Origin of the sequence: Paroceanicella profunda, from assembly GCF_005887635.2 — a bacterium.
GTDB classification, from domain to species: domain Bacteria; phylum Pseudomonadota; class Alphaproteobacteria; order Rhodobacterales; family Rhodobacteraceae; genus Paroceanicella; species Paroceanicella profunda.
In genome coordinates, this window is the sequence record NZ_CP040818.1 from 3,851,837 (window position 1) to 3,877,250 (window position 25,414).

The 25,414-nt window shown below is 71.0% G+C and carries 24 protein-coding genes and 1 tRNA gene; 20 read left to right on the forward strand and 5 right to left on the reverse strand.

The window, feature by feature from the left end:
• Positions 1-58: 58 nt before the first annotated feature.
• Entirely contained in the window at positions 59-460 is a 402-nt protein-coding gene (gene msrB, locus FDP22_RS17205; RefSeq protein WP_138575993.1) for a peptide-methionine (R)-S-oxide reductase MsrB, read from the forward strand.
• Positions 461-531: 71 nt separating this feature from the next.
• On the opposite strand, the gene FDP22_RS17210 is transcribed toward msrB, so the two are convergent.
• Positions 532-981 carry an outer membrane protein assembly factor BamE gene (locus FDP22_RS17210; protein WP_138575992.1) on the reverse strand — a complete coding sequence of 150 codons (450 nt, stop codon included), beginning with the start codon at positions 979-981 and terminating at the stop codon, positions 532-534.
• Between the two features lie 121 nt (positions 982-1,102).
• Between FDP22_RS17210 and FDP22_RS17215 the strand changes: the two genes are divergently transcribed.
• From FDP22_RS17215 to FDP22_RS17250, 8 genes are all read left to right on the forward strand, one after another.
• Positions 1,103-1,666, forward strand: coding sequence for a YceD family protein (locus FDP22_RS17215; RefSeq protein WP_138575991.1), 564 nt, complete (start codon positions 1,103-1,105; stop codon positions 1,664-1,666).
• A gap of 154 nt (positions 1,667-1,820) precedes the next feature.
• Positions 1,821-2,027 carry a 50S ribosomal protein L32 gene (rpmF, locus tag FDP22_RS17220; RefSeq protein ID WP_138575990.1) on the forward strand — a complete coding sequence of 69 codons (207 nt, stop codon included), beginning with the start codon at positions 1,821-1,823 and terminating at the stop codon, positions 2,025-2,027.
• Between the two features lie 71 nt (positions 2,028-2,098).
• A complete protein-coding gene (gene plsX, locus FDP22_RS17225) occupies positions 2,099-3,181 on the forward strand; it encodes a phosphate acyltransferase PlsX (RefSeq protein WP_138575989.1) in 1,083 nt (360 codons plus the stop codon).
• The gene (locus FDP22_RS17230) at positions 3,178-4,155 is read left to right on the forward strand and encodes a beta-ketoacyl-ACP synthase III (RefSeq protein WP_138575988.1); all 978 of its coding nucleotides are present in this window, start codon (positions 3,178-3,180) and stop codon (positions 4,153-4,155) included. The genes plsX and FDP22_RS17230 overlap by 4 nt, the downstream gene beginning before the upstream one ends.
• Positions 4,156-4,281: 126 nt before the next feature.
• Complete coding sequence (ihfA, locus tag FDP22_RS17235; RefSeq protein ID WP_118134384.1) at positions 4,282-4,578, forward strand: integration host factor subunit alpha; 297 nt, start codon at positions 4,282-4,284, stop codon at positions 4,576-4,578.
• Between the two features lie 23 nt (positions 4,579-4,601).
• On the forward strand, positions 4,602-5,492 hold the full coding sequence (locus tag FDP22_RS24730; RefSeq protein ID WP_205910810.1) for a MerR family transcriptional regulator: 891 nt from the start codon (positions 4,602-4,604) through the stop codon (positions 5,490-5,492).
• A 48-nt stretch (positions 5,493-5,540) separates the two neighbouring features.
• Positions 5,541-5,617, forward strand: a tRNA-Pro gene (locus FDP22_RS17245).
• 229 nt (positions 5,618-5,846) lie between these two features.
• The gene (locus FDP22_RS17250; RefSeq protein ID WP_138575987.1) at positions 5,847-6,935 is read left to right on the forward strand and encodes a 2'-deoxycytidine 5'-triphosphate deaminase; all 1,089 of its coding nucleotides are present in this window, start codon (positions 5,847-5,849) and stop codon (positions 6,933-6,935) included.
• A gap of 634 nt (positions 6,936-7,569) precedes the next feature.
• Here FDP22_RS17250 and recQ read toward each other — a convergent pair.
• From recQ to FDP22_RS17265, 3 genes are all read right to left on the reverse strand, one after another.
• A complete protein-coding gene (gene recQ / locus FDP22_RS17255) occupies positions 7,570-9,639 on the reverse strand; it encodes a DNA helicase RecQ (RefSeq protein ID WP_138575986.1) in 2,070 nt (689 codons plus the stop codon).
• A gap of 130 nt (positions 9,640-9,769) precedes the next feature.
• Positions 9,770-10,060: an HU family DNA-binding protein gene (locus FDP22_RS17260; protein ID WP_138575985.1), complete on the reverse strand. Its 291-nt coding sequence runs from the start codon at positions 10,058-10,060 to the stop codon at positions 9,770-9,772.
• An 86-nt stretch (positions 10,061-10,146) separates the two neighbouring features.
• A complete protein-coding gene (locus FDP22_RS17265; RefSeq protein WP_138575984.1) occupies positions 10,147-10,467 on the reverse strand; it encodes a HesB/IscA family protein in 321 nt (106 codons plus the stop codon).
• A gap of 75 nt (positions 10,468-10,542) precedes the next feature.
• Between FDP22_RS17265 and FDP22_RS17270 the strand changes: the two genes are divergently transcribed.
• The 11 genes from FDP22_RS17270 (at position 10,543) to FDP22_RS17325 (ending at position 24,406) form a co-directional block, all read left to right on the forward strand.
• Positions 10,543-11,691 (forward strand): deoxyguanosinetriphosphate triphosphohydrolase, encoded by a 1,149-nt coding sequence (locus FDP22_RS17270; RefSeq protein WP_138575983.1) that lies wholly within the window; start codon positions 10,543-10,545, stop codon positions 11,689-11,691.
• An 826-nt stretch (positions 11,692-12,517) separates the two neighbouring features.
• On the forward strand, positions 12,518-14,263 hold the full coding sequence (gene argS / locus FDP22_RS17275) for an arginine--tRNA ligase (protein WP_138575982.1): 1,746 nt from the start codon (positions 12,518-12,520) through the stop codon (positions 14,261-14,263).
• Between the two features lie 159 nt (positions 14,264-14,422).
• Complete coding sequence (locus FDP22_RS17280; protein WP_138575981.1) at positions 14,423-15,442, forward strand: SPOR domain-containing protein; 1,020 nt, start codon at positions 14,423-14,425, stop codon at positions 15,440-15,442.
• Between the two features lie 5 nt (positions 15,443-15,447).
• Positions 15,448-16,458, forward strand: a complete 1,011-nt coding sequence (gene nagZ / locus FDP22_RS17285; protein WP_138575980.1) for a beta-N-acetylhexosaminidase — start codon at positions 15,448-15,450, stop codon at positions 16,456-16,458.
• Complete coding sequence (locus FDP22_RS17290; protein ID WP_138575979.1) at positions 16,451-17,266, forward strand: segregation and condensation protein A; 816 nt, start codon at positions 16,451-16,453, stop codon at positions 17,264-17,266. Before nagZ ends, FDP22_RS17290 begins: the two co-directional genes overlap by 8 nt.
• Positions 17,259-17,945, forward strand: a complete 687-nt coding sequence (gene scpB / locus FDP22_RS17295; protein ID WP_138575978.1) for an SMC-Scp complex subunit ScpB — start codon at positions 17,259-17,261, stop codon at positions 17,943-17,945. Before FDP22_RS17290 ends, scpB begins: the two co-directional genes overlap by 8 nt.
• A 196-nt stretch (positions 17,946-18,141) precedes the next feature.
• A complete protein-coding gene (xth, locus tag FDP22_RS17300; RefSeq protein WP_138575977.1) occupies positions 18,142-18,924 on the forward strand; it encodes an exodeoxyribonuclease III in 783 nt (260 codons plus the stop codon).
• 1,050 nt (positions 18,925-19,974) lie between these two features.
• Positions 19,975-21,168, forward strand: coding sequence for an ABC transporter substrate-binding protein (locus FDP22_RS17310; protein WP_138575975.1), 1,194 nt, complete (start codon positions 19,975-19,977; stop codon positions 21,166-21,168).
• Between the two features lie 577 nt (positions 21,169-21,745).
• Positions 21,746-22,714, forward strand: coding sequence for an ABC transporter ATP-binding protein (locus tag FDP22_RS17315; RefSeq protein WP_138576056.1), 969 nt, complete (start codon positions 21,746-21,748; stop codon positions 22,712-22,714).
• On the forward strand, positions 22,711-23,625 hold the full coding sequence (locus FDP22_RS17320) for an ABC transporter permease (protein ID WP_138575974.1): 915 nt from the start codon (positions 22,711-22,713) through the stop codon (positions 23,623-23,625). Before FDP22_RS17315 ends, FDP22_RS17320 begins: the two co-directional genes overlap by 4 nt.
• Complete coding sequence (locus FDP22_RS17325) at positions 23,615-24,406, forward strand: ABC transporter permease (RefSeq protein ID WP_138575973.1); 792 nt, start codon at positions 23,615-23,617, stop codon at positions 24,404-24,406. The genes FDP22_RS17320 and FDP22_RS17325 overlap by 11 nt, the downstream gene beginning before the upstream one ends.
• A 323-nt stretch (positions 24,407-24,729) precedes the next feature.
• Here FDP22_RS17325 and FDP22_RS24585 read toward each other — a convergent pair whose 3' ends face one another.
• Entirely contained in the window at positions 24,730-25,233 is a 504-nt protein-coding gene (locus FDP22_RS24585; RefSeq protein WP_170317745.1) for a hypothetical protein, read from the reverse strand.
• Positions 25,234-25,414: the final 181 nt, after the last annotated feature.

Consider the following 25,414-nt stretch of genomic DNA (forward strand, 5'->3'; position numbering starts at 1 on the left):
GGCGTCGCCACATGGACGTGTCGTTCCCAGGCACAGAATCAATACCCGGAGGAGTCGAATGACCGAAACGACCGACAAGCTCATCAAGTCGGACGCGGAGTGGCGCGAGCAGCTCAGCGATCTGGCCTACCAGGTCACCCGTCAGAACGGCACCGAGCGCGCCTTCTCCCACCCCGGCTTTCCGAAGGGCACCGCCCTGTTCCGCTGCGTGTGCTGCGATGCGCCGCTGTTTGCCACCGACGCGAAATTCGAGTCCGGCTGCGGCTGGCCGAGCTTCTTCCAGCCGGTCTCCGACGATGTCGTGGTCGAGATCGAGGACAATTCCTGGTTCATGTCGCGCACGGAGATCCGCTGCGCGCGCTGCGACGCCCATCTGGGCCATGTCTTCAACGACGGCCCGCCGCCCACCGGCCTGCGCTACTGCCTCAACGGGGTGGCCCTGCGCCACGAGCCGGTCTGAGCCGGCCCGCCCTCCCGGCCCGCCGCACCGCGGACGCGGAGCGGCGCCGGGGCCCGGCGGATGCCGGCGCGTTACTGCAGCAGCGAGGAGGAGTTGAAGTTGAAGATGTTGCCCAAGAGCTGCTGGGCCACGTTCAGCTCCTTGCCGTAGGTCGGCGTGGTGCGGGTGACGAGGTCGATGACCTTGCCGTCCTCCAGGCCGAACTGCCGCACGTTCTGCACGGTGCCCTGATCGTCGAACAGCACCACGACCACGGTGCGGTCGATCACCTCCGGGGCGTAGAAGAGATATTCCTTCTCCGTGGAGCCCACGTAGTACCAGGCATCGCCGCTCACGAGGCCCTGGGTGCCCGGACGGCCGATCTTGGTGCGCACGGAACTCTTGGTGTCCTGGCCCGCCACGATGGCGCTCAGCTCTTCGGGCTTGGGAGCATATCCGTGCCCACGGTAGGTGGGACTGCAGCCGCTCACGGCCATGCAGCCCGCAACAGTGAGAACGAACAGCCCGTTGCGCAGCGTCATGGTCTCTCTCCCGGCAACCAAATTCCCTTGGTGACGTACCTTGCGGATAGTGTAAATTCAAGCCGTTCCCGCGGCGGCGCCCAACCGGCCCGCCGCCCAGGGTGATGTGAGGAGGACACCAATGCCGAAACACGCCAGGCGCCCTGACCTGCCCCCCGAAACTCCGGAAATGTCGCGCCCCGTGCGGCTGGACCGACTCGGGGCGTCGGAGCCCCGTACCTATACCGAGGTCGCCACGGATGCGGAGCGCCGCGCGCTGGCGCGGCTCTTCGATGCCCATTCGGTGGACAAGTTCCGCTTCACCGTGACGCTGACGCCGCTGGGAACCAGCGGCTGGGCGCTCGACGGCCTGCTGGAGGCGTCGATCATCCAGAGCTGCGTGCTCACCCTCGCCCCGGTGCCGGCGAAGCTGTCCGAGCCGATCCGGCGCCGGTTCCTGCCCGAGGGCACGCCGGTCGACCCGCAGATCGAGGATGAGGTCGAACCGCTGGAATCGGTGATCGATCTCGGCGGCGTCGCCATCGAGACCGCGGCGCTCGCGCTGGACCCCTATCCGCGCGCGCCCGGCGCCGGGCTGGAAACCTCCGCCGTTGCCCCGCCCGAGGCCGAGGCGGGAGACGAGGCGCGGCCGAATCCGTTCGCCCGTCTGGCCGAGCTGAAGCAGAAACTTGGGGACGGAAGCTGAAACACGGCAGAATCCGCTTGCAGACCCGGGCGTTTCCAGTATTTTCCGGCTCTCGTTTTTCCGGCTGGCACAGTCCCGGCCCGCACTCAGGTGCGCGGCGGGAACAGGTTCGGCCCCACCCGAGCGCCGCAAGGCCAGACACTGAGGTTGAGACATGGCTGTCCCACAAAACCGCAAGACCAGCTCCAAGCGTAACATGCGCCGTTCGCATGACGCCCTTGTGGCTTCCAATCCGAACGAATGCTCGAATTGCGGCGAGCTGAAGCGCCCGCACCATGTGTGCGGTTCCTGCGGCCACTACGATTCCAAGGAAGTGGTTGCCATTGTCGAGGAAGTCGATCTCGACGAAGACGCGGCGTAAGGCGACCTGGCGGAACAAGGGGTCTGCACAGCCCGTTTACCCAGGGCTGAAATGGGGGCAGAACCAGAGACATGACCCGCCAGATTGTTCTATCGATTGATGCGATGGGGGGCGACCGTGGCCCCGCCGTCGTCATCAGCGGCATGGCAAAGTCCGCCGCCAAGAATCCTGACATCAGGTTTCTTCTGCACGGCGATCCGCAGCAGCTTGAACCGCTGCTGCGCCGCCGGCCGGCTCTCGACCGCATCACGGAGATCCGCCCGTGCTCCGGCGTCATCGCCATGGGCGAAAAGCCCAGCCACGCGGTGCGCCACGGCAAGGGCAGCTCCATGTGGAACTGCGTCGACGCCGTCGCGAGGGGCGAAGCCGCCGTCGCGGTCTCCTGCGGCAACACCGGCGCGCTGATGGCGCTGTCCATGCTGCGGATGCGCCGCGCGCCGGGAATCGACAGGCCCGCCATCGCGGTGCTCTGGCCGTCGCGCAATCGCAGCGGCTACAACATCGTGCTCGACGTGGGCGCGGACGTGCGGGCCGATGCGGCCTCGCTCAGCCAGTACGCGATCATGGGCGCCGAATACGCCCGTGTCGGGCTGCACCTGGAGACGCCCCGTGTGGGGCTGCTCAACGTCGGCACCGAGGATCACAAGGGCGGCGCCGGCCGGCATGAGGCCAACGCCACCCTCGCGCGCATCGCCGAAGGCCCCAGCGCCGCCTTCACCTACCACGGCTTCGTGGAGGGCGGGGATATCACCGGCGACAAGGTTGACGTGATCGTGACCGACGGCTTCACCGGCAACATCGCGCTCAAGACCGCGGAGGGCACCGCAAGCCTCATCGGCTCGTTCCTCTCCGAGGGGTTCCGCGCCACCCTCCTGTCGCGCATCGCGGCCATCTTTGCCTTCAGGGCCCTGCAAAGGCTCAAGAAACGCATCGATCCGCGCCGGGTGAACGGCGGCGTGTTCCTGGGCCTGAACGGCGCGGTGGTGAAATCCCACGGCAGCGCGGATTCCACCGGTTTTTCCGCCGCCATCAAGCTTGCCTTCCGCATGGCGCAGGACGGGTTCGCGGAAAAAGTCGCCGCACGGGTTGCATCGGGCCTGCCCGGAAGCATAACTGCGCCCGGCGTCACAACCGGAGCAGGAACAGATAAATGAGCGTGACACGCGCGGTGACCATGGGCTGCGGGCACTACCTGCCGGTACGTGTTGTGGAGAATGCCGAGTTCGAGGCGACTCTCGACACCTCCGACCAGTGGATCCGTGAGCGCACCGGCATCGAGCGCCGCCATTTCGCCGCCGAGGGCGAGCTCACCTCCGATCTCGCGATCAAGGCCGCCTTCGCCGCGCTGGAGAACGCCGGCCTGACCGGCGCGGACATCGACGGCATCGTGCTCGCCACCGCCACGCCGGACGAGACCTTCCCCTCCACCGCCACCAAGGTGCAGACCGCCATCGGCATGACGGGCGGCTATGCCTTCGACGTCCAGGCCGTCTGCGCCGGGTTCATCTACGCGATGACCACCGCGAACGCGCTCATCGTCTCCGGCCAGGCCAAGACCATCATGGTGATCGGCGCCGAGACCTTCTCGCGCATCATGGACTGGTCCGACCGCGCCACCTGCGTGCTGTTCGGCGACGGCGCCGGCGCGGTGATCCTGCGCGCCGCGGAGGGGGACGGCACCGCGGCGGACCGCGGCGTGCTCTCCACCGATCTCAATTCGGACGGCCAGTTCCACGACCTGCTCTACGTCGACGGCGGCCCCTCCAGCACCGGCACCGCCGGCGTGCTGCGCATGGAGGGCCGGGAGGTGTTCCGCCACGCGGTCCACAAGCTCGCCGCCTCCGGGGAGACCGCGCTGGAGCGGGCCGGCCTCTCGGCCGCGGACGTGGACTGGATCGTCCCGCACCAGGCGAACCTGCGCATCATCCGCAAGACCGCGGAGAAGATGGGCGTGGGCATGGACCGCGTCGTCGTGACGGTGCAGGATCACGGCAATACCTCCGCTGCATCGATTCCCCTGGCGCTTTCGGTGGCGGCCGCAAGCGGCCAGATCGCCCGCGGCGACCTCCTGCTGATGGAAGCCATCGGCGGTGGCCTCGCCTGGGGGGCCGCAACGCTGCGCTGGTAGGCCCCGGCGACAAGGGTTTTCCGTGCTCCTTCAAGCCCTTGATATTGACTCTCAAAGCAGTTTCTCCCACGCTTTGCGCAGTTCCAGCCCCGGTCTGCGCACCAGGCCCTTCATGGGAGAGAGATTTTGAGCAGCAAGACCCTGACCCGAATGGACCTGAGTGAGGCGGTGTATCGCGAGGTCGGTCTCTCCCGCAACGAATCCGCCGTGCTGGTGGAGAGCGTGCTCGAGCACATGTCCGACGCGCTGGTGAAGGGAGAGACGGTCAAGATCTCCTCCTTCGGCACCTTCACCGTGCGCGCCAAGAGCGAGCGCATGGGCCGCAACCCCAAGACCGGTGAGGAGGTTCCGATCGAACCGCGCCGCGTGCTGGTCTTCCGCGCCTCTCACATCATGAAAGACCGGCTCAACCAGAGCCTCTGAGCTCACGGGCCCCCGGACAGACTATGAGCAAATCGCCCCAGGCGTTTCGGACCATCAGCGAGGTGTCGGAGGTTCTCGACATCCCCGCACACGTGCTGCGCTTCTGGGAGAGCCGCTTTCCGCAGCTCAAGCCGATGAAGAGCAACGGCGGCCGCCGCTATTACCGCCCCGAGGACGTGGACCTGCTGCGCGGCATCCGCGAACTGCTCTACGAGGACGGGATGACCATCAAGGGCGTCCAGAAGATCTTCCGCGAGCAGGGCGTGAAATCCGTGATGGTCCGCGGCCAGGACACGGTGGACGCCGAGGACGAGGAGGACGAGGACAGCCCCGCCCTGCTCGGCGACGATTTCACCTCCGCGCAGGACAGCGAGGACGGGCTCGACGACGAGGGCTCGATCTGGGATGATTCGGACATCGAACCGCTGGACAGCGGCTACGCCGCTCCGCCCCCGCCGCTGCCGCCCGCCCGGGTGCCGGATTACATGGCCGAGGACGAGCGCACCGGGGACGACGATTTCCCCGACACCTCCGCCCCGGAGCCGGAGCCCGATGATGCCCCCGGGCCCGGCAGCGCGCCGGAACCCGCCCCTGCCGCCCGCCCCGCGCCCGCGGCGCACGGCCGGCCGACAGAGCCCCTTCAGGCGGCCGCGCTGCTGCGCCCGGAGCCTGTGACACAGATGCGCCCGGAGCCCGCCCGCCCGGAGGCGGCCGGCCACGGGCACGCGCAGCCCCCTGCCCCCGCCAGCCCCCCGCCTGCCGCCCGGCGCGCGCCGGAGACCGGGTCGCACGCCCCTGCCCAGGACCGTCCGGAAGCCGGCGGGCGCGCGGCGCGCGACGCCGCTGTGCGGCGCGCGATCACCCATCTCGAGACCATCCGCGACCGCATTCTGCGCGCTCTGGACGAGGAGTGAACTTCCCGCTTGCACCCCCCGCGGAAGGCTTATAGAAGCTCCGTCAGTCGGGCCGTGGCGCAGCTTGGTAGCGCGCTTGCATGGGGCGCAAGAGGTCGTGAGTTCGAATCTCGCCGGCCCGACCATCAGAAAAAACGCCGGTGCCCCAGGGTGCCGGCGTTTTCGTATCGCGGCGGGCCGCGGCGCCGGGGGCGGCGTGCCCCCCGCGCCCCGACAGGCGGCAGGGGCGGGCCCGGGCAGTGCCTGCCGGGTCTTGCCGGCAGCCGCCGGCGCGGACATTCGAGGCCCGACGCGGGCCGGACGCAGGCCGGCGGCGGCGGTGCCCGTTCGCCGGGAAAACCGGGAGAGAGCGGGATGAGCGCAAGCGCAGGCGCATTGCCGTCACAGGCCATCGAGGCGCTCGTCGCCTCCGGTGCGATCCGGGCAGACGTGCCCGTGAGCGGCACGCTCGTCCAGCCCGCCAGCCTCGATCTGCGCCTCGGCACCGTGGCTTACCGGGTGCGGGCCTCCTTCCTCGCCGGTGCCGGCCGCCGGGTCTCCGAGCGGCTGGAAGAGTTCCACATGCACCGGATCGACCTCACCCAGGGCGCCGTTCTGGAAACCGGCTGCGTCTACCTCGTGCCGCTGATGGAGAGCCTCGCCCTGCCCGCCGACATCTCGGCGGTGGCCAACGCGAAGAGCTCCACCGGCCGGCTGGACCTGTTCACCCGGCTGATCTGCGACAACGGCACCGAGTTCGACCGCATCGAGCCCGGCTACACCGGCCCGCTCTGGGCCGAGATATCCCCCCGCAGCTTCTCGGTCCTGGTGCGCCCCGGCCAGCGGCTGAACCAGATCCGCTTCCGCCGGGCCTCCGGCGCGCTCTCCGACGACGCGCTGCGCGCCCTGCACGCCGCGAGCCCGCTGGTGGACGGCACGCCGCGCATCGACGGCGGCCTGGGCTTCTCGGTCGACCTGATGCCGCCCGAGGGCCAGCCCGCCGGCTACCGCGCCAAGCCGCATTCCGGGCTGATCGACCTCGATCTCATCGGCCATTACCCGGTGTCGGATTTCTGGGAACCGGTGTTCCCGCGCCGCGGCGGCGGCATCATCCTGGACCCCGGTGCCTTCTACATCCTGGTGAGCCGCGAGGCCGTGCACGTGCCACCCGACCATGCCGCCGAGATGGCGCCCTACATCGCGATGGTCGGTGAATTCCGGGTGCATTACGCGGGGTTCTTCGACCCCGGCTTCGGCCATGCCGCCGCCGGCGGGGCCGGCTCACGCGGGGTTCTGGAAGTGCGCTGCCATGAGAGCCCCTTCGCGCTGGAGCACGGGCAGATCGTCGGTCGGCTGGTCTACGAGCGCATGGCCGAGCTGCCGGAGATCCTCTACGGCTCCGGCCTCGGGTCCAACTACCAGGGCCAGGGGCTGAAGCTCGCGAAGCACTTCAAGGCGCCCTGAGCGGCCGCCGGCGCGCGCGCCCATCTCGCGCCCCCGCCGTTCATCGGCCGCGCCCCGCCCTGCCACGGGGCGACGGAGACAGCCCCTGCGGCTCTGCGTCCTCGCCGGGGCTGCACAGGATCCTGCCGCGGCGCGGCCAGCGCTCCGCTCCCGGCCCCACGCATCTTCTCGGGCGGTCAGCCCCGTCCGCAACCGGCCCTGTGATGTTGCCCTGTTGCCCCCGGGTGCGCACACGCCGCGTCCGGGTGACCCACCGGACCGCATCCGCCCCGGCTGCTCCGCACAAGGAACCTCGCCGCCCCACGCATGTGCCGCCGCTCACCGTCGGGAGGGCGTGTTGGCGGTGTCGGAGGCAAAGCGGCCGTCGCCCGGGGCTTCTCCACAAAGCGCTCCGCGCTGGCGTAGCCGTGCCCGCCAGAGGTTCTGGCACGGCCCTGCCCGCCTTGTGTCTGCAAGGAGAGCATCAGGGCAGCCCGGGGATCGGGCGGCGGGAGACCGGCCACCGGATCGCGGCGCCCGGTCCGCCCTCACCGGGGGGGAAATGGGCCGCTCAGGGCGGCACCCGCCCGGCGGGCCTGCGGCGACTGTGCGCCTTCGCCGGCGGCAGCGGGAGGCGGCGGCGGCACGCCGGGGGTCAGTCCTCCTGCCAGTCCGCGACAAGTGCGAGGAAGGCGGCCCCGAAGCGCTCCAGCTTCTGCTCCGTCATGCCGTTCACCCGGGCGAGGTCGGAGAGGTTGCGCGGCCGGGTCTCCGCGATGCGCGCCAGCGTGGTGGTCTGGCAGGAGAGGAACTTGTCCAGCCCCTCCTCGCCGCGCGCCAGGCGCACCTGGGCCTCGTGCAGGGCGTCGAAGAGCGAGTTGGCGCCGGAGCGGGCCAGCTTCATCCGGGCCGGGTGCGGGCGTGCCACGGTCTCCCCCGCGATCACGGAGAGGAACTCGGTGCCGTAGCGCTCCAGCTTCTTCGCGCCCACACCGGAGATCCGCGCCATCTCGTCCAGGGTGGCGGGCTTGCGCGTCGCCATCTCGATCAGGGTCGCGTCGGGGAACACCACGTAGGCGGGGGCGCGCTGTGCCTCGGCAAGCTGCCGGCGCTTCGATTTCAGGGCGGAGAACAGCGCCTCGTCCGCCTCCTCGACCATGGCGCGCGGCAGGCGCTCGGGCCGGTCGGCGCGCAGGATGGTCTCGCGGCGCAGCTGCACCGGAACCTCCCCGCGCAGCACCGGGCGGGCGGCGGCGGTGAGGCCGAGCGCGCCGTGCCGCGCCGGGTTGGCCCGCACCAGGTCATGCGCCGCCATCTGGCGGAAGATCGTGCGCCAGGCGGACTTGGAGAAATCCTGCCCCACCCCGAAGGTCGGCAGCTTGTCATGGCCCCATTGGGTGATCTTGGCGTTGCTCTCGCCGCGCAGCACGGCGATCAGGTGCTCGGCGCCGAAGCGCTCCTCGGTGCGCAGCATCGCCGAAAGCGCCTTGCGCACCGCCTCCGTGCCATCGAACAGCATGCCGGGCGCGCGGCACAGGTCGCAGTTGCCGCAGGGCGGCGCGCCGCTCTCGCCGAAATAGGCCAGCAGGGTCTGACGGCGGCAGACCGGGGCCTCGGCCAGTGCCAGCAGCGCGTTCAGCCGGGCATGGTCGGCCTGCTTGCGCTCCGGCGGGGCCACGCCCTCGTCGATCTGGGTGCGGCGCAGGCGGATGTCGTCCATGCCGAACAGGGTCAGGGTCTCGGCCGGGGCGCCGTCGCGCCCGGCGCGGCCGATTTCCTGGTAATAGGCCTCCACGGACTTCGGCAGGTCGGCATGGGCCACGAAGCGGATGTCCGGCTTGTCCACCCCCATGCCGAAGGCGACGGTGGCGCAGATGATCAGCCCGTCCTCGCGCTGGAAGGCGGTTTCCACGTCGCGGCGCGTGTCCGGCGCCAGCCCGGCATGATAGGCCATCGCCGCGCGCCCGCTGCCGCGCAGCGCATCGGCCAGGGCCTCGGTCTTCGAGCGGCTGGAACAGTAGATGATGCCGGCGCGGTCCGGCCGGGCGGCCACGTAGCCGAGGATCTGCTCGCGCGGCTTCTGCTTCGGCTCGAAGGCGAGGTAGAGGTTCGGCCGGTCGAAGCCGCGCAGGAACACCTCCGGTTCCGCGTCGAACAGCCGGGTGATGATCTCGGCCCGTGTGTCCTCGTCCGCCGTGGCGGTGAAGGCCGCGACCTGCACCCCGAGCGCGCGGCGCAGCTCGCCGATGCGCAGGTAGTCCGGCCGGAAGTCATGCCCCCACTGGCTCACGCAATGCGCCTCGTCCACCGCAAGCAGGGTGACGTTGATCCGCCGCAGCAGCCGTTCCGCCCCGGAGAGGCGCTCCGGCGCCATGTAGAGCAGCTTCAACCGGCCCTCGTCGAGGGCGGCGAAGACCTCCTCCGTCTCCTCCGGCGTGTTGGCGGAGGTGAGGGCGCCCGCCTCCACCCCGTTCTCGCGCAGCGCCCGCACCTGGTCGCGCATCAGCGCGATGAGCGGGGAGATGACCACGGTGACCCCCTCGCGCATCAGCGCGGGAAGCTGGTAGCACAGCGACTTGCCGCCGCCGGTGGGCATGATGGCAAGGACATTCCGGCCCGCCGTCACGCTCTCCACGATCTCGCCCTGTCCGGGGCGGAAGCTCTCGAAACCGAACACCGAGGCGAGAAGGTCCGGGGCGCGGGGCTCAGGGGCGGAAGAGGTCATGCGGGGGTCCGTCCGTCGAAATCTGCCGGGGGCGCGGGGCGTGGCGCCGGGGCATCCCCCGAAATGCGAGGACCGGCCGCGGGGGGCCGGTCCGTCGTTCTGGCAAGGCCGCGTGGGCGCCGTGGGGCGCTCAGCTGTTGACCACGTCCTTGAGAGCCTTCGCGATCACGACCTTCACGGCGCGATCTGCCGGCTTCTCGATCTGCTCGCCCGTCGACGGGTTGCGGACGGTGCGGGCCGGGCGTTCGCGGCATGCGAACTTGCCGAGGCCGGGAAGCGTCACCGCGCCACCGTTCTCGACCTCACCCGCGACAATGGCGGCGAGGGCGTCGAGCGTCCGGTTGGCGACCGCCTTGTCGATGCTGGCCGCTTCCGAAAGCGAAGCGACGAGCTGGGTTTTGGTCATCGGTTTCTGTGACATGATAACTGCTCCTGTCTTGTCAGTCGGAATCGGTTTAATCTGATCTTTCCGACAGGAACAATCCCTTTCCGCCCTGAAGCCCCTGCTCAGATTGAAAAACTGGTGCCGCAGCCGCAGGACGAAGTGGCATTGGGATTTTCAACCGTAAATCGCGCGCCGATCAGCTCCTCGGTGAAGTCGATCACCGCTCCGGAGAGGAAGGGAAGCGAGGCCGGGTCGATCACCACGCGGGTGCCGGAGCGTTCCAGAACGAGGTCGTCGTTCTGCGGGGCCTGTTCGAGGCGGAAGTCGTACTGGAAGCCCGAACAGCCGCCACCCTCCACGGCCACGCGCAGCAGCGGGGCGTTGAGTTCCTCGAGGCGGGCGAAGGCCCGGTCGGTCACTTTCGGAGGCAGGGCAAGGTCCATGTCTTTGCGCCTTCAATGATATGTTGTATCCCGAATTTATGGTCTACCCGCCCCGCCTGCAAGTGAGGACACCGAATGCCCGCGCCTTTTGCCTCCGACCCCGCCGCCAGCCGGGGCAGGCTCCATGCCGAAGACCCCTCCGCCCACCGCTCGCCCTTCCAGCGCGACCGGGACCGGATCATCCATTCCTCCGCCTTCCGGCGGCTCAAGCACAAGACCCAGGTCTTCGTGGAGCACGAGGGGGATTATTTCCGCACCCGCCTCACCCATTCCATCGAGGTGGCGCAGGTGGCGCGGACCATCGCGCGCACGCTGCGGCTCAACGAAGACCTGACGGAGGCGGTGGCGCTGGCGCATGACCTCGGCCACACCCCCTTCGGCCACACCGGCGAGGACGCGCTGGCCGAGATGATGGCGCCCTGGGGCGGCTTCGACCACAACGCCCAGGCGGTGAAGATCGTCACCGCGCTGGAGCAGCATTACGCCGAGCATGACGGGCTCAACCTCACCTGGGAGACGCTGGAGGGCATCGCCAAGCACAACGGGCCGGTGAAGCGCCCGCCCTTCGCGCTGGCCGAGTACAACGCCATCCATGATCTCGAGCTCTCCACCCACGCGAGCGCGGAGGCGCAGGTGGCCGCCCTTTCCGACGACATCGCCTACAACAACCACGACCTGATGGACGGGCTGCGCGCCGGGCTGTTCCTGGAGGAGGAGATCCGCGAGCTGCCGGTGATCGGGCGCTGCTTCGACATCGTGGACAGCCGCTGGCCCGGGCTGGACCCGACGCGCCGCCAGCACGAGGCGCTGCGGCGGGTGTTCGGCGTGATGGTCGAGGACGTGCTGCGCGAGAGCGCGCAGATTCTGGAGCGCTCCGGCGCCCGCAGCCCGGAGGACATCCGCGCCCTCGACTACCAGGTGGTCCGCTTCTCCCGCCCGCTCTGGGAGGACCTGAAGATCATCCGCAAGTTCTTCTTCGACAACATGTACCGCCACTGGCAGGTGCGCCGCATGCGCCGCAAGGCCTCGATCGTGGTGAAGGACCTGTTCACCATCTTCCTGGAGGATACCGGGATGCTGCCCGACGAATGGCGCCGGGCGGCGAATTTCGCCGGCGAGGGCGTGGGGCGGGCGCGTGTCGTCTCCGACTACATCGCCGGCATGACCGACCGCTTCGCCCTGCAGGAGCACCGCAAGATCATGGACCCGAGCGAACGCGGCTGAGCGGCGCCCGCCCGCCCCGGGCGAGCGGCCCACGGCTGCCTGCGCCCGGGCGAGAAGCGCCAAGCCCCCCGTCGCCCCGCGCGCCCCGGGGGAACGCCCGCCTCGCCGAGGGGCTTCGCCCCGCAGCTCCGCGGCCGTGGCGAAGGCCTCTCCGGGCCTCCGCCGGCGCGGATGTCGGTCGGCCCGCCCCCTTCCTTGCCCGGCATGGCCGATCCGACAGCGGGTTCCCGGCTCAGCCCTTCCGCCCGGGCGACCAGCCCGGGCCGCGCCCGACCCTCCCCCCGGGAGGGCGCGATGGCGATGCCGGGCACCGCACAGCCCTCGTCCGGGGCTTTCGAGATAAATCGCCCACCACAAGCGAGGGCCGCGCCCACCCAGGGTCGGGCGCGGCCCTTCGCGCCTTGCTCAACCCGGGGACCCGCACCCGGCCCCGCTCCCCCGGTGGAGCAGGGGCCGATTCAATCCGGTATCCTGGATGATCCGGGCCGCCTCGGGATGGGAAGTGCCGGGCCACCCTCGCCCTCCGGGCCGGCCCACGTCGCCGCCACCAGCCCTCTTTGCGCGCAGTGCTCATCCCAGGTCTCACCCGGGCGGCATGCCCGGCCCGCACCCGACCTCTCACCGGAAGGCGCGATGAGCATGTCCTGCGCATCTCGCACAATGCCGATGCTTCGAGGTCCCGGGCGCACGCGCCCACCGGGACCGGCCGCGGCCCTGCGCGCGACGCGTGCCCCGGCCAGCCCACCGCCCCCGCGGCCAAACCGCTGTGGCGGGGCAGGCGACCATGTGGTATTCGCCGTTCCGAACCAGAATACGGACGCCGCAGATGAACCTTTTCGCCGATATCAGGACCCTCGTCCTCGACAGCCTCGCCACACTTGCCGCGCAGGGCACCCTGCCTCCGGGGATGGACCTCGGCAATGTCACGGTCGAGCCGCCCCGAGACCCGGCGCATGGCGACATGGCGACCAACGCGGCCATGGTGCTGGCCAAGCCCGCCGGGAAGAAGCCGCGCGAGATTGCCGATGCGCTCGCCGCCCTGCTGGCCTCGGACGCGCGCATCGCCTCCGCCGAGGTGGCGGGCCCGGGCTTCCTGAACCTGCGCCTCGCGCCCGGGGTCTGGACCTCCGTGATCCCGGCGGCGCTGGCGGCGGGGGCCGATTTCGGCCGGTCCGCCATGGGCGGCGGGCTGAAGGTGAACGTGGAATACGTCTCGGCGAACCCCACCGGGCCGCTGCACGTGGGCCACACCCGCGGCGCGGTGTTCGGCGACGCGCTGGCCGCGCTGCTGGATTTCGCCGGATACGCCGTCACCCGCGAGTATTACGTGAACGATGGCGGCGCCCAGGTCGACGTGCTCGCCCGCTCCGCCTATGAGCGCTACCGCGAGGCGAACGGGCTGGAACCGAAGATCGCCGACGGGCTCTACCCCGGCGACTACCTGGTGCCCGTGGGCCAGGCGCTGAAGGACAAGTACGGCGACAGCCTGATCGACCGCCCGGAAGAGGACTGGCTGGAGGACATCCGCCTCTTCGCCACCGAGGCGATGATGGACATGATCCGCGCCGACCTCGCCGCCCTCGGCGTGACCATGGACAGCTTCTTCTCCGAGAAGTCGCTCTACGGCACCGGCCGCATCGAGGCGGCGCTGGCCGACCTCGAGTCCAAGGGCCTGATCTACGAGGGCGTTCTGGAGCCCCCGAAGGGCAAGACCCCGGAGGACTGGGAGCCGCGCGAGCAGACCCTGTTCCGCTCCACCCTGCACGGCGACGACGTGGACCGGCCGGTGAAGAAATCCGACGGCGCCTGGACCTATTTCGCCCCCGACATCGCCTATCACTACGACAAGGTCACCCGCGGCTTCGACCTGCTGATCGACGTCTTCGGCGCGGATCACGGCGGCTACGTGAAGCGCATGAAGGCGGCGGTCTCCGCCCTGTCCGGCGGGCGCGTGCCGCTCGACGTGAAGCTGTGCCAGCTGGTCAAGCTCTACAAGAACGGCGAGCCGTTCAAGATGTCCAAGCGCGCCGGCACCTTCGTCACCCTGCGCGACGTGATCGACGAGGTGGGCCCGGACGTCACCCGCTTCACCATGCTCACCCGCAAGAACGACGCGGCGCTGGACTTCGACTTCGCCAAGGCGCTGGAGCAGTCCAAGGACAACCCGGTGTTCTACGTGCAATACGCCCATGCCCGGGTGCACTCGGTGATGGCGCGCGCCGCCGAGGCCGGCATCCCGACCGATGCGCAGGCCATCGCGGGCGCCGATCTCTCGCTGCTGGCAGACGCCGCCGAGCAGGGGCTGGCGGCCAAGCTCGCCGAATGGCCCCGCATCGTGGAGGCCGCGGCCGGCGCGCATGAGCCGCACCGCATCGCCTTCTACCTCTACGATCTCGCCTCGGACCTGCACGGGCTGTGGAACCGCGGCACCGACGACCCCTCGCTGCGGTTTGTGCAGGAAAGCAACATTCCTGCATCACTTGCGCGCCTGGCCCTGATTCGTGCCGTGGCTGTTGTGATTGCCGCCGGTCTTGGTATTCTTGGCGTCACCCCGGTTCAGGAAATGCGCTAGAGGCAGCGTACGGGGCGGTCGGACACACGCAAGAGCGCTGGTCCATGGTGCCACCCGGCGCCGGGATCGCGCAAATCAGCGGGGCGACTGCCCGAATTCCCGGGGTTTGATGCAGGCAGGCCACAGGAGTTGTGTGGCGAAAACAGGCGATGGACCCCGATGCAGGACCCGTACGATTCCCGTCCCGACGATTCGGACCGAGGCCGCCGCGGCCTCACCGGTGCCGCCGGCAAATGGCTTGGCGCAGTTCTCTCGATCGCGATTCTCGGTGGCGTCGGGGTCTGGACCTACCGGCTGGGGGAGCGTGACGCCTCCGCCGTTCCGGTGATCCTGGCCATGGAAGGCCCCGCCAAGGTGCAGCCCGATGACCCGGGCGGCCTGCAGGCCGAGTTCCAGGGCCTCTCGGTGAACGAGGTGATGCGCGGCGAGCCGCCCTCGCACCGCCCCGAGGAGGTGACCCTCGCCCCCGCCCCGGCCGAGCCGACCAAGGACGACCTTTCGGTCTCCGAGCTTCTGCCCGAGTTCGCCCGCCAGCCCGCGGCCGCGCGCGGCACCTCCGCCGCCGCCCCGGCCAGCCGCAGCGTGGCGGCCGCATCTCCCGTGCAGGTGGAGGCCGCCGAACTCTCCCCCGACGCGGAGGAGGAGGAGGACGCGCTCTCCTCCGACACCACCGACGAGATGACCGAGGCCAGCCTGCCCGGCACCGCCCCGGCCCCGGCCCCGCAGGCTGACAGCGACAGCGCGTCGGACGAGCCTCTCGGCTCCGACAGCCAGTTCGCCCTGTCGCGTTCCGCCAGCCCGCGCCAGCGCCCGGCCGACCTGCGCATGGCCGCCGCCACCCCGCAGCAGACCGCGCCGGAGCCGACACCGGTTGCAGCCAGCCCGGCGCAGGCGCCCGCGCCGGCCGCCGTGGCCTCCGAGCTTCCCAAGGGCACGATGATGATCCAGCTCGGCGCCTTCGATTCCGCGGATGTCGCCCGCTCGGAGTGGTCGCGGCTCAGCGCGCAGCACGCCGACCTGCTGGGCAAGCGCCAGCTGGTGATCCAGCGCACCGTCTCCTCCGGGCGGGTGTTCTACCGGCTGCGCGCCGCGGGTTTCGACGATCTCGCCGCCGCCCGCGCCACCTGCGCCGCGCTCACCGCGCGCGGGCCGGCCTGCATCCCGGCCCGGCAGGACTGAGCCGGATGGCCCGCGCCGCGATTCTCGGGTGCCTCGGCCCCACGCTCACGCCCGGCGAGACGGCCTTCCTGCGCGATGCCGACCCCTGGGGCTTCATCCTCTTCGCCCGCAACGTGGAGAGCCCGGCCCAGGTGGCGGCCCTCGTCAGCGCCCTGCGCGAGACGGTGGGGCGCCGCGCGCCGGTGCTGATCGACCAGGAGGGCGGCCGCGTGGCCCGGCTGCGCCCGCCGCACTGGCGCGGCTGGCAGCCGGTGGCCGACATGATCGGCGCGCTGGAGGAGGAGGCCGACATCCTCGAGGCGCTCACCCTGCGCTACCGGCTCATCGCACATGAACTGCACGCCCTGGGCATCGACGTGAACTGCGCGCCGCTGCTCGACGTGCCGCAGCCCGGCGCGCATGACGTGATCGGCAACCGCGCCATCGGCACGGAGCCCGCGCATATCGCCCTGCGCGGCCGCGAGATCGCCGAGGCGCTGCGCGCCGGCGGGGTGCTGCCGGTGATCAAGCACATTCCCGGGCACGGGCGCGGCATGGCCGACAGCCATCTCGCCCTGCCCTCGGCGGAGGCCGATGCCGCCACGCTGCGCGCGGTGGACTTCCTGCCGTTCCGCGCCCTGCGCGACCAGGCGCTGGGGATGACCGCGCACATGGTCTACCCCGCCATCGACCCCGAGCGCTGCGCCACCCTCTCGCCGGAGGTGATCGCGGTGATCCGCGGCGAGATCGGCTTCGACGGGCTGCTGATGACCGATGACCTGTCGATGAAGGCGCTCACGGGCAGTTTCGGCGCGCGCACGCGCGACGCCCTTGCCGCGGGCTGCGACGTGGTCCTGCACTGCAACGGCGATCCGGAGGAGATGCGCGCGGTGATGGCCGCCTGCCCGGAGCTCTCCGGCACAGCCCTTGCGCGCGCGGAACGGGCCGAGGCGGCGCGCCGCGCCCCTGCCCCGTTCGACGTGGCCGCGGCCGATGCGCGGTTCGCCGCCCTTGCCGGAGCCGCGCTGCATGCCTGAGGACATCCCCGATTTCGCCGCCCCCGGCGCGGCGGGGGAGGCCAGCGTCGCCGAGCGCATGGCCGCGGAGGCGCTGCTGGTCGACGTGGACGGGTTCGAGGGGCCGCTGGACCTGCTGCTCACCCTCGCGCGCACCCAGAAGGTGGACCTGCGCCGGGTGTCGATCCTGGGCCTGGCGGAACAATACCTGGGCTTCGTCTCGGCGGCGAAGCGCCTGCGCATCGAGCTTGCGGCGGATTACCTGGTGATGGCGGCCTGGCTCGCCTTCCTGAAATCGCGCCTGCTGCTACCGCCGGACCCGGAGGCCGAGGGCCCCTCGGGCGAGGAACTGGCCGCGCATCTCGCCTACCAGCTGGAGCGGCTGGAGGCGATGCGCCGGGCCGCCGCGCGGCTGATGGGGCGCGACCAGCTGGGGCGCGACCGGTTCGCGCGCGGCATGTCCCAGTCCATTACCCTGAAGCGGCAGGTGATCTACGACGCCTCGCTCATCGACCTGCTGCAGGCCTATGCCCGGGTGAAGACCCGGGACGAGTACGAGCCCCTGCACGTGAAGCGCGGCGTGGTCTACACCATGGAACAGGCGCTGGAGCGGTTGCGCGGGCTGATCCCGCAGGCGGTGGACTGGGGCCTGCTGGAGGCGTTCCTGCCCGAGGGCTGGCGGCTGGACCCGGAAAAGCGCCGCACGGCCACCGCCGCCACCTTCGCCGCCATGCTGGAGCTGGTGAAGGACGGCCGCGCCGAGATCCGCCAGGAGGCGCTGTTCGCGCCCATCATGGTGCGCTCCATCCGCCGGGACGCGGATGTCTGAGGAGCAGCCGGCGCCGGAGCAGGCACCGAGCCTGTTCGAGGCCCCGCCGCCGGGCGAGCAGGAGCGGATGGTGGAGGCCATCCTCTTCGCCTCCGCCCAGCCGCTGAGCGAGCGCGACATCGCCGACCGCCTGCCGCATGGCTGCGCCGTGCGCGAGGCGCTGGACGCGCTGCGCGCCCGCTACCGCGACCGGGGCGTGCAGCTGGCCCGGGTGGGCGAGGCCTGGGCCTTCCGCACCGCGCCGGACCTCGGCTTCCTGATGCACAAGGAGGCGGTGGAGACCCGCCGCCTGTCGCGCGCCGCGATCGAGACGCTGGCCATCATCGCCTATCACCAGCCGGTGACGCGCGCGGAGATTGAGGAGATCCGCGGTGTGTCGGTGTCCCGCGGGACGCTGGACCTGCTGATGGAACTGGAATGGGTGCGCATCGGCCGGCGGCGGATGACGCCCGGCCGGCCGGTGACCTTCATCGTGACCCCGGTGTTCCTGGACCATTTCGGGCTGGAGAGCCCGCGCGACCTGCCGGGGATCCGCGAGTTGCGCGACGCAGGGCTGCTGGACAACCGCCCGCCGCCCGGTCAGGGCTTCAGCCTGGGGACCGGCGACGACGCGGAAAGCGGCCCGGAGGAGGACCCGGAGGACGTCCCGGACCGCGGCCAGGACGACATGTTCGACTGACCCCGGCCGTGGCACCGCCTCCGGGGCCGGCGCCTCGGGGGGCATCGAGCCCCCGCTCGGCGCCCGGCACAGGACGCGCACGCGCGCCCTGCGCCCCGCCCGGCCCCGGCGGGGCTTGCCCTGCCCGGCCGCGCCGCCTAGAGCAGGGGCAGCGCCCCGACCCGGGCGCACAACCGGTGACGGGAGGAACAGGCCGATGCGCATCGCAAGCTACAACATCAACGGCGTGAAGGCCCGGATCACCGCCCTCACCCGCTGGCTGGAGGCCCAGACGCCGGATGTCGTCGTGCTGCAGGAGATCAAGTCGGTGGACGAGGGCTTCCCGCGCGAGGCCATCGAGGACCTTGGCTACAATGTCGAGACCCATGGCCAGAAGGGTTTCAACGGCGTCGCCATCCTGTCGCGCAGCCCGCTGGAGGACGTGACGCGCGGCCTTCCGGGCGACGAGGCGGACGAGCAGGCGCGCTGGATCGAGGCGACGGTGGTCGGACCGAAGGACGCGCTGCGCGTCTGCGGCCTGTACCTGCCCAACGGCAACCCGGCGCCGGGCCCGAAATACGACTACAAGCTGGCCTGGATGGCGCGGATGCGCACCCGGGCGCAGGAGCTGCTCGCCGCCGAGGAGCCGGCACTGATGGCCGGGGACTACAACATCATCCCCCAGGCCGAGGACGCCGCGAAGCCGGAGGCCTGGGCCGAGGACGCGCTGTTCCTGCCGGACTCGCGCGCCGCCTTCCGCCGCATCCAGACGCTGGGCTTCACCGACGCCTACCGCGCGCTGCACCCCGGCGCGGGCGCCTACACGTTCTGGGACTACCAGGCCGGCGCCTGGCAGAAGAACAACGGCATCCGTATCGACCACATCCTGCTCAGCCCGCAGGCCGCCGACCGGCTGACCGCCAGTGGCATCGACCGGGACGAGCGGGCCGGAGACAAGCCCTCCGACCACGTGCCGATCTGGTGCGATCTGGACATCTGACGCGCCAGCGCCGGGGAGCGGACCGCCCGGCAGGCATCCGTGCCCGATCTTGCGGGCTCACGGCTCACGGCTCACGGCTCACGGCTCACGGCTCACGGCTCACGGCTCACGGCTCACGGCTCACGGCTCACGGCTCACGGCTCACGGCTCACGGCTCACGGCTCACGGCTCACGGCTCACGGCTCACGGCTCACGGCTCACGGCTCACGGCTCACGGCTCACGGCTCACGGCTCACGAAGCAATCCCCCTCCCTGTCAGGAGCGCAAGCGGAAACCGACAGGGACCTGCCTGCATCGGCCCCTGCACCCTGCACCCTGCACCCTGCACCCTGCACCCTGCACCCTGCACCCTGCACCCTGCACCCTGCACCCTGCACCCTGCACCCTGCACCCTGCACCCTGCACCCTGCACCCTGCACCCTGCACCCTGCACCCTGCACCCTGCACCCTGCACCCTGCACCCTGCACCCTGCACCCTGCACGGGAGAAGCGTGCTCCGCCCGGTCGGGCCGCAAGAAGAATTTCAGTCGGCCGGGGAGATCAGGGCCAGCCGCGGGCGGGCGGCCCGCCGGACGCGGAGCCGCGTCCATGCCATCCGCGTGCAGGCACTGCGTGGCGGTGCCGGGAGACGCGGTCTCCGCCTGCTCCGGGCGCGGCGCGCCCCGCCGGCCCGCTTGCGGGACGGCACGGCCCAACGCGGAGGCAATCGCCGCGCGGATGCGCGGCCTTCGCCGGAGGGGCGGGAGGCCCCCGCCCGTGATGCCGTGCAGGCAGGGCATGGGCTGCCGTGGGCGCGGGCGGGATCCGACAATCCCGGGTGAGCGGATCGCGGCCCGGCCCGGGACAACCCTGCGCCATGGCGCGCCCGCTCTCCGGGCCAGGGCGCGGTGTCCCACGTTCCCAGCGCGCGCCGGGCCTGATCGGGAGGGGAACCCGATGTCGCAAGCCTTCATTTTGGGATTGCGATGGACGGGGCTGTGGCCCGACAGTCATGGTCAAGAAAACCGAAAACGCCGGCGCACCGCCGCGACCCCCGACAGGAGATGCCCCATGACTGACCTGCTGTCCCGAACCGTGTCCGCAGCAGCGCGCCGACAGGCGCACCGGCTGGCCTGCACCGCCGCCATCGCCGCCCTGTTCTCCGCCGGGCCCGGCATGGCCGAGATGATGACCGAGCTGGGGGAGCCGGAAGCTGCTGTGAGCATCGTCGCCTGGCCCGGCTACATCGAGCGCGGCGAGACCGATGCCGCCTATGACTGGGTGAGCGCCTTCGAGAAGGAGACCGGCTGCATGGTCTCGGTGAAGACCGCCAACACCTCCGACGAGATGGTGGCGCTGATGAACGAGGGCGGCTTCGACCTGGTGACCGCCTCCGGCGACGCCTCGCTGCGGCTGGTGGCGGGCAAGCGCGTGCAGGAGGTGAACCCGGAGCTCATCCCCTCCTGGTCCAGCCTCGACGAGCGGCTGAAGGATGCGCCCTGGCACACCGTAGAGGGCCGGCACTACGGCGTGCCCTACCAGTGGGGCCCCAACGTGCTGATGTACAACACCGAGGTCTTCCCCGAGGCCCCCACCAGCTGGAACGTGGTGTTCGAGCCGATGGACCTGCCGGACGGCAAGCCGAACGAGGGCCGGGTGCAGGCCTATGACGGGCCGATCCACATCGCCGACGCGGCGAACTACCTGATGGCGCACAAGCCGGAGCTGGGCATCACATCGCCCTACGCGCTCACCGAGGACCAGTACCAGGCGGCGCTGGAGCTCTTGCGCACCCAGCGCACGCTGGTGAGCCGCTACTGGCACGACGCCTTCATCCAGATGGACGATTTCAAGAACGAGGGCGTGGTGGCCTCCGGCTCCTGGCCCTTCCAGGTGAACCTGCTGAAGGCCGACGGCCAGCCGGTGGCCTCCACCATCCCCGAGGAGGGCGCCACGGGCTGGGCCGACACCACCATGCTGCACGCCGAGGCCGAGCACCCGGTGTGCGCCTACAAGTGGATGGAGCATTCGCTGGCCCCGAAGGTGCAGGGCGACCTCGCGGCCTGGTTCGGCTCCAACCCGGTGGTGCCGGCGGCCTGCGAGGGCAACGACCTGCTCGGGCCCGAGGGCTGCAGCACCAACGGGTTCGACGATTTCGAGCGGATCAGGTTCTGGCAGACGCCGGTCTCGAGCTGCGCGGCGGGCGAATGCGTGCCCTACTACCGCTGGGTGTCGGACTATATCGGCGTGATCGGCGGGCGCTGAACCCGGCGGCAGCGCGGGCCGGCTGGCGCCTCGGGGGGCATCGAGCCCCCGCTCGGCGCCGGCCGCGGTCCGCGGCCCCCGGCACGGACGGGGCACAGCCACCGGCGCGGTTTCGCCCGGCGGACAGGGGAGGTCCCGAGGTCCCGAGGTCCCGAGGTCCCGAGGTCCCGAGGTCCCGAGGTCCCGAGGTCCCGAGGTCCCGAGGTCCCGAGGTCCCGAGGTCCCGAGGTCCCGAGGTCCCGAGGTCCCGAGGTCCCGAGGTCCCGAGGTCCCGAGGTCCCGAGGTCCCGAGGTCCCGAGGTCCCGAGGTCCCGAGGTCCCGAGGTCCCGAGGTCCCGAGGTCCCGAGGTCCCGAGGTCCCGAGGTCCCGAGGTCCCGAGGTCCCGAGGTCCCGAGGTCCCGAGACCATGCCGCCCTGGACCCGCTGCGCAAGGGGTTTCGCTCCGCCTTCGGTGCAATTCGAACCGCGATCCACGCCCATGACCCGACGCCGCACAGAGCTCCGCCCTCCCCTTCCCCGGGCCACGCCCGCCCCGGCCCGTCCGTTTCCCCGTGACAGGAGGCTTCGCCGCCCGTGATCCCAGATGCAGTCCAGTTCCGCGGCGTCTCGCGCCATTTCGGCGCGACGCGGGCGGTCGATGCCGTCGACCTCTCGGTGCCGGAGGGCGCGTTCTTCGCCATGCTCGGGCCCTCGGGCTCGGGCAAGACCACCTGCCTGCGGCTGATCTCCGGCTTCGAGCGGCCGGACACGGGGCAGATCCGGCTCTTCGGCGCCGATGCCACCGACCTGCCCCCGAACCGGCGCGCGGTGAACACCGTGTTCCAGGATTACGCGCTCTTCCCGCACATGAGCGTGCGCGACAACGTGGCCTACGGGCTGATGGTGCGCGGCGCCGGCCGGGCGGAGCGGCACCGGGCGGCGGAGGAGATGCTGGCGCTGGTGCGGCTCGAAGGCTTCGGAGACCGGCGGCCGGGCCAGCTCTCGGGCGGGCAGCGCCAGCGGGTGGCGCTGGCGCGCGCGCTGGTGAACCGGCCCCGCGTGCTGCTGCTCGACGAGCCGCTGGGCGCGCTCGACCTCAAGCTGCGCGAGCAGATGCAGGACGAGCTGAAGGCCCTGCAGACCCGCCTCGGCATCACCTTCGTCTTCGTCACCCATGACCAGGGCGAGGCGCTCTCCATGGCCGACCGGGTGGCGGTGTTCAGCGACGGGCGCATCCAGCAGGTGGGCAGCCCGCAGGACATCTACGAGCGCCCGCGCACCCGCTTCGTGGCCGATTTCGTCGGCTCCTCCAACGTCACCCCACCGGGGCTGGCCGGGCCCGCCGCGATGAGCCTTCGGCCCGAGGCCATCCGCCTCGCGGCACCGGGCGGCGGCCGGGTGCAGGGCACGGTGACCGGGCTGCGCTACCTCGGCCAGCAGAACCGGGTGAGCGTGGCGGTGGGCGAGACCACGCTCGCCGTGCTCACCCGCGCGGCACCGGAGCCGGGCAGCGCCGTGGGGCTGGACTGGGACGCGGACGCCCCCCACCCGCTGGAGGAGGCATGAGCGCCCTCGCCGGCCGCCTGTCGGATGCGTTCTGGCGCCGGCCGGGGCTGCTGCTCACACTCCTGCTGCTGCCGCCGCTGCTCTGGCTGGGCATCGTCTACGTGGGCGCGCTGCTGGCCCTGCTGCTGCAGAGCTTCTTCTCGATCGACGAGTTCTCCGGGCTGATCAACCGCGAGCTCACCCTCAAGAGCTACGCCGAGCTGCTGCGCCCCTCCAACTTCGACATCCTGCTGCGCACGGTGCTGATGGCGGCGGCCGTCACCGTGGCGGCGGCGGTGCTGGCGCTGCCGGTGGCCTGGTTCGCGGCGCGCTACGCGCGGGGCCGCTGGAAGGCGCTGTTCTACCTCGGGGTGATGCTGCCGCTCTGGTCGAGCTACCTGGTGAAGGTCTACGCCTGGAAGCTGATCCTGGCGCGGGAGGGCATCGTCACCTGGGCCTTCGAGGGCCTCGGCCTCACCTGGGCGCTGAACGCGGTGCTGGCCATCCCGGTGATCGGGGGAAACGCGCTGTCGGTGAGCTACATCGGCACCTTCCTCGTCTTCCTCTACGTCTGGCTGCCCTTCATGATCCTGCCGGTGCAGGCGGCGCTGGAGCGGGTACCTGCCAGCCTGCTGGAAGCCTCGGACGATCTCGGCGCCCGCCCGGGCCAGACGCTGCGCCACGTGGTGCTGCCGCTGGCGCTGCCGGGGCTCGCCGCGGGCTCCATCTTCACCTTCTCACTCACGCTGGGGGATTACATCATCCCGCAGATCATCGGCTCCTCCCGGCTGTTCATCGGCCAGGCGGTCTATTCCTACCAGGGCACGGCGGGGAACATCCCGCTCGCGGCCGCCTTCTCGGTGGTGCCGATCGTGATCATGGGGATCTACCTCGCCGCCGCGCGGCGCCTGGGGGCCTTCGATGCGCTCTGAACCCTCCTTCGCCCTGAAACTCGCCGCGGGCGCGGTGCTGGTCTTCCTGCACCTGCCGATCCTGCTCATCTTCCTCTACGCCTTCACCACGGAGGAGCGCAGCTACCAGTTCCCGCCGCCCGGCCTCACGCTGAAATGGTTCGCGGTCACCTGGAACCGGCCGGACGTGTGGGACGCGCTGGAGCTGTCCTTCAAGGTGGCCTGCGCGGCCACGGCGCTGGCGCTGGTGCTGGGCACGCTCTCGGCCGCCGCCCTGTCGCGCGCGCGGTTCTTCGGCCGCGAGACCGTGTCCCTGCTGGTGATCCTGCCCATCGCCCTGCCGGGCATCGTCACCGGCATCGCACTGCGCTCGGCCTTCTCCATCGCCGACATCCCCTTCTCCACCCTCACCATCGTGCTGGGGCATGCCACCTTCTGCATCGTGGTGGTGCACAACAACGCGGTGGCGCGGTTCCGCCGCCTCTCCGGCCCGCTGCTGGAGGCCTCCGCCGACCTGGGCGCCACCTCCTTCCAGACCTTCCGCCACATCATCCTGCCCAACCTGGGCTCGGCGCTGCTGGCCGGCGGCATGCTGGCCTTCGCGCTGAGTTTCGACGAGGTGATCGTCACCACCTTCACCGCCGGCCAGCAGCAGACCCTGCCGATCTGGATGCTGGAGGAACTGGTGCGCCCGCGCCAGCGCCCGGTCACCAATGTGGTGGCGATGGTGGTGGTGATCGCCACCTTCCTGCCCATCCTCGCGGCCTACTACCTCACCCGCGGCGCCGAGAGCCGCTCCTGACCGCGGCCCCCTGCGCACACGGGCCCGCGCCGCGCGGCCCGCCGCGAACCAGGTGAGACCCCCGGCCCGCCGGCGGACGCGGGCCGGGACATCCCCCGTCGGCCCGCCCCCGCCGCACGCGGCGGGTCCCTCATCTCCCCGCGTGCCCGCAGTGCCCGGGGCACAGGAGACGCCGCCTCCGTACAGGCCTGCCGCTGCCCGCGCCCATGCGTGCCACGGCCCGCGCCCGTGCGGGGCATGCGGCCGCGCCCTGCGCGCAGGCCGTTCGCCGGCGTGGCGCGTTGCGGGAGGATGAGATGCGGGGGGGAGCGCGCCGGGCCGGATCAGAGGCCGGGGCGGCGGCGCCAGATGCGGGAGGGCAGATGCAGTTCGGCCTGGTAGGACTGGGCGCCGCTGTCTTCCCAGAGCCGCGCGCCCAAGATGCCGGCGGAGAGATGGTCCGGGCTCGCCATGCCGCGATCCTCCGGCATGTCCGCCGCGCCGGTCTCACGCCAGACGATGCCGAGCCAGGGGCCGTCGATGTACCAGCACAGCGAGGCGCGGCCCTCGGGCGCGATCTCGTCCATCTTCCGGGTCCAGCCGAGCAGAATGAGCGCCACCACGGCGTCCGACCCCTGGAGCAGCTCCGGCGAGCCATCGCCCTCCAGGCATGTCACGTCGAGATGGGGACGTCGCGCGCGCACCACACGGTCGATCAGGGCTCTGAGCGGAACTCCGGGCGGCAGCAGGAACGTGGTGCCATCCGGGCCTGTCTCGGGCAGTCTGCGGACATTCCCGAACCCGAGATGTGTCTCGTCCCACTCCCTGGCGCCTCGAACAAGTTCCATGGCCCCCTCATACAAACACCATAAACCGTCTGTAGCGGCGAGAATGTATTCAATACGCAATAAATGCTATCAATTTTTCTCGCTGCGGCACCGATCGCGCAAAATTCCTCGACGCATGCCCCATGCAACCGCTAATCAGGGCGGAACCGAACCGCGCTGCACCGCAAAATCAGCGGCGCCA

Excerpts from the sequence above, each read along its gene's own strand:
- plsX (WP_138575989.1), top strand. The coding sequence starts at position 2,099 with ATGACCCGCCAGATTGTTCTATCGATTGATGCGATGGGGGGCGACCGT.
- FDP22_RS17325 (WP_138575973.1), top strand. The coding sequence starts at position 23,615 with ATGCGCTCTGAACCCTCCTTCGCCCTGAAACTCGCCGCGGGCGCGGTG.
- recQ (WP_138575986.1), bottom strand. The coding sequence starts at position 9,639 with ATGACCTCTTCCGCCCCTGAGCCCCGCGCCCCGGACCTTCTCGCCTCG.
- rpmF (WP_138575990.1), top strand. The coding sequence starts at position 1,821 with ATGGCTGTCCCACAAAACCGCAAGACCAGCTCCAAGCGTAACATGCGC.
- xth (WP_138575977.1), top strand. The coding sequence starts at position 18,142 with ATGCGCATCGCAAGCTACAACATCAACGGCGTGAAGGCCCGGATCACC.
- argS (WP_138575982.1), top strand. The coding sequence starts at position 12,518 with ATGAACCTTTTCGCCGATATCAGGACCCTCGTCCTCGACAGCCTCGCC.
- FDP22_RS17290 (WP_138575979.1), top strand. The coding sequence starts at position 16,451 with ATGCCTGAGGACATCCCCGATTTCGCCGCCCCCGGCGCGGCGGGGGAG.
- nagZ (WP_138575980.1), top strand. The coding sequence starts at position 15,448 with ATGGCCCGCGCCGCGATTCTCGGGTGCCTCGGCCCCACGCTCACGCCC.
- FDP22_RS17230 (WP_138575988.1), top strand. The coding sequence starts at position 3,178 with ATGAGCGTGACACGCGCGGTGACCATGGGCTGCGGGCACTACCTGCCG.
- FDP22_RS17280 (WP_138575981.1), top strand. The coding sequence starts at position 14,423 with ATGCAGGACCCGTACGATTCCCGTCCCGACGATTCGGACCGAGGCCGC.
- FDP22_RS17260 (WP_138575985.1), bottom strand. The coding sequence starts at position 10,060 with ATGTCACAGAAACCGATGACCAAAACCCAGCTCGTCGCTTCGCTTTCG.
- FDP22_RS17320 (WP_138575974.1), top strand. The coding sequence starts at position 22,711 with ATGAGCGCCCTCGCCGGCCGCCTGTCGGATGCGTTCTGGCGCCGGCCG.
- FDP22_RS24585 (WP_170317745.1), bottom strand. The coding sequence starts at position 25,233 with ATGGAACTTGTTCGAGGCGCCAGGGAGTGGGACGAGACACATCTCGGG.
- FDP22_RS24730 (WP_205910810.1), top strand. The coding sequence starts at position 4,602 with ATGAGCAAATCGCCCCAGGCGTTTCGGACCATCAGCGAGGTGTCGGAG.
- FDP22_RS17210 (WP_138575992.1), bottom strand. The coding sequence starts at position 981 with ATGACGCTGCGCAACGGGCTGTTCGTTCTCACTGTTGCGGGCTGCATG.
- FDP22_RS17215 (WP_138575991.1), top strand. The coding sequence starts at position 1,103 with ATGCCGAAACACGCCAGGCGCCCTGACCTGCCCCCCGAAACTCCGGAA.
- FDP22_RS17310 (WP_138575975.1), top strand. The coding sequence starts at position 19,975 with ATGACTGACCTGCTGTCCCGAACCGTGTCCGCAGCAGCGCGCCGACAG.
- scpB (WP_138575978.1), top strand. The coding sequence starts at position 17,259 with ATGTCTGAGGAGCAGCCGGCGCCGGAGCAGGCACCGAGCCTGTTCGAG.
- FDP22_RS17250 (WP_138575987.1), top strand. The coding sequence starts at position 5,847 with ATGAGCGCAAGCGCAGGCGCATTGCCGTCACAGGCCATCGAGGCGCTC.
- FDP22_RS17270 (WP_138575983.1), top strand. The coding sequence starts at position 10,543 with ATGCCCGCGCCTTTTGCCTCCGACCCCGCCGCCAGCCGGGGCAGGCTC.
- msrB (WP_138575993.1), top strand. The coding sequence starts at position 59 with ATGACCGAAACGACCGACAAGCTCATCAAGTCGGACGCGGAGTGGCGC.
- FDP22_RS17265 (WP_138575984.1), bottom strand. The coding sequence starts at position 10,467 with ATGGACCTTGCCCTGCCTCCGAAAGTGACCGACCGGGCCTTCGCCCGC.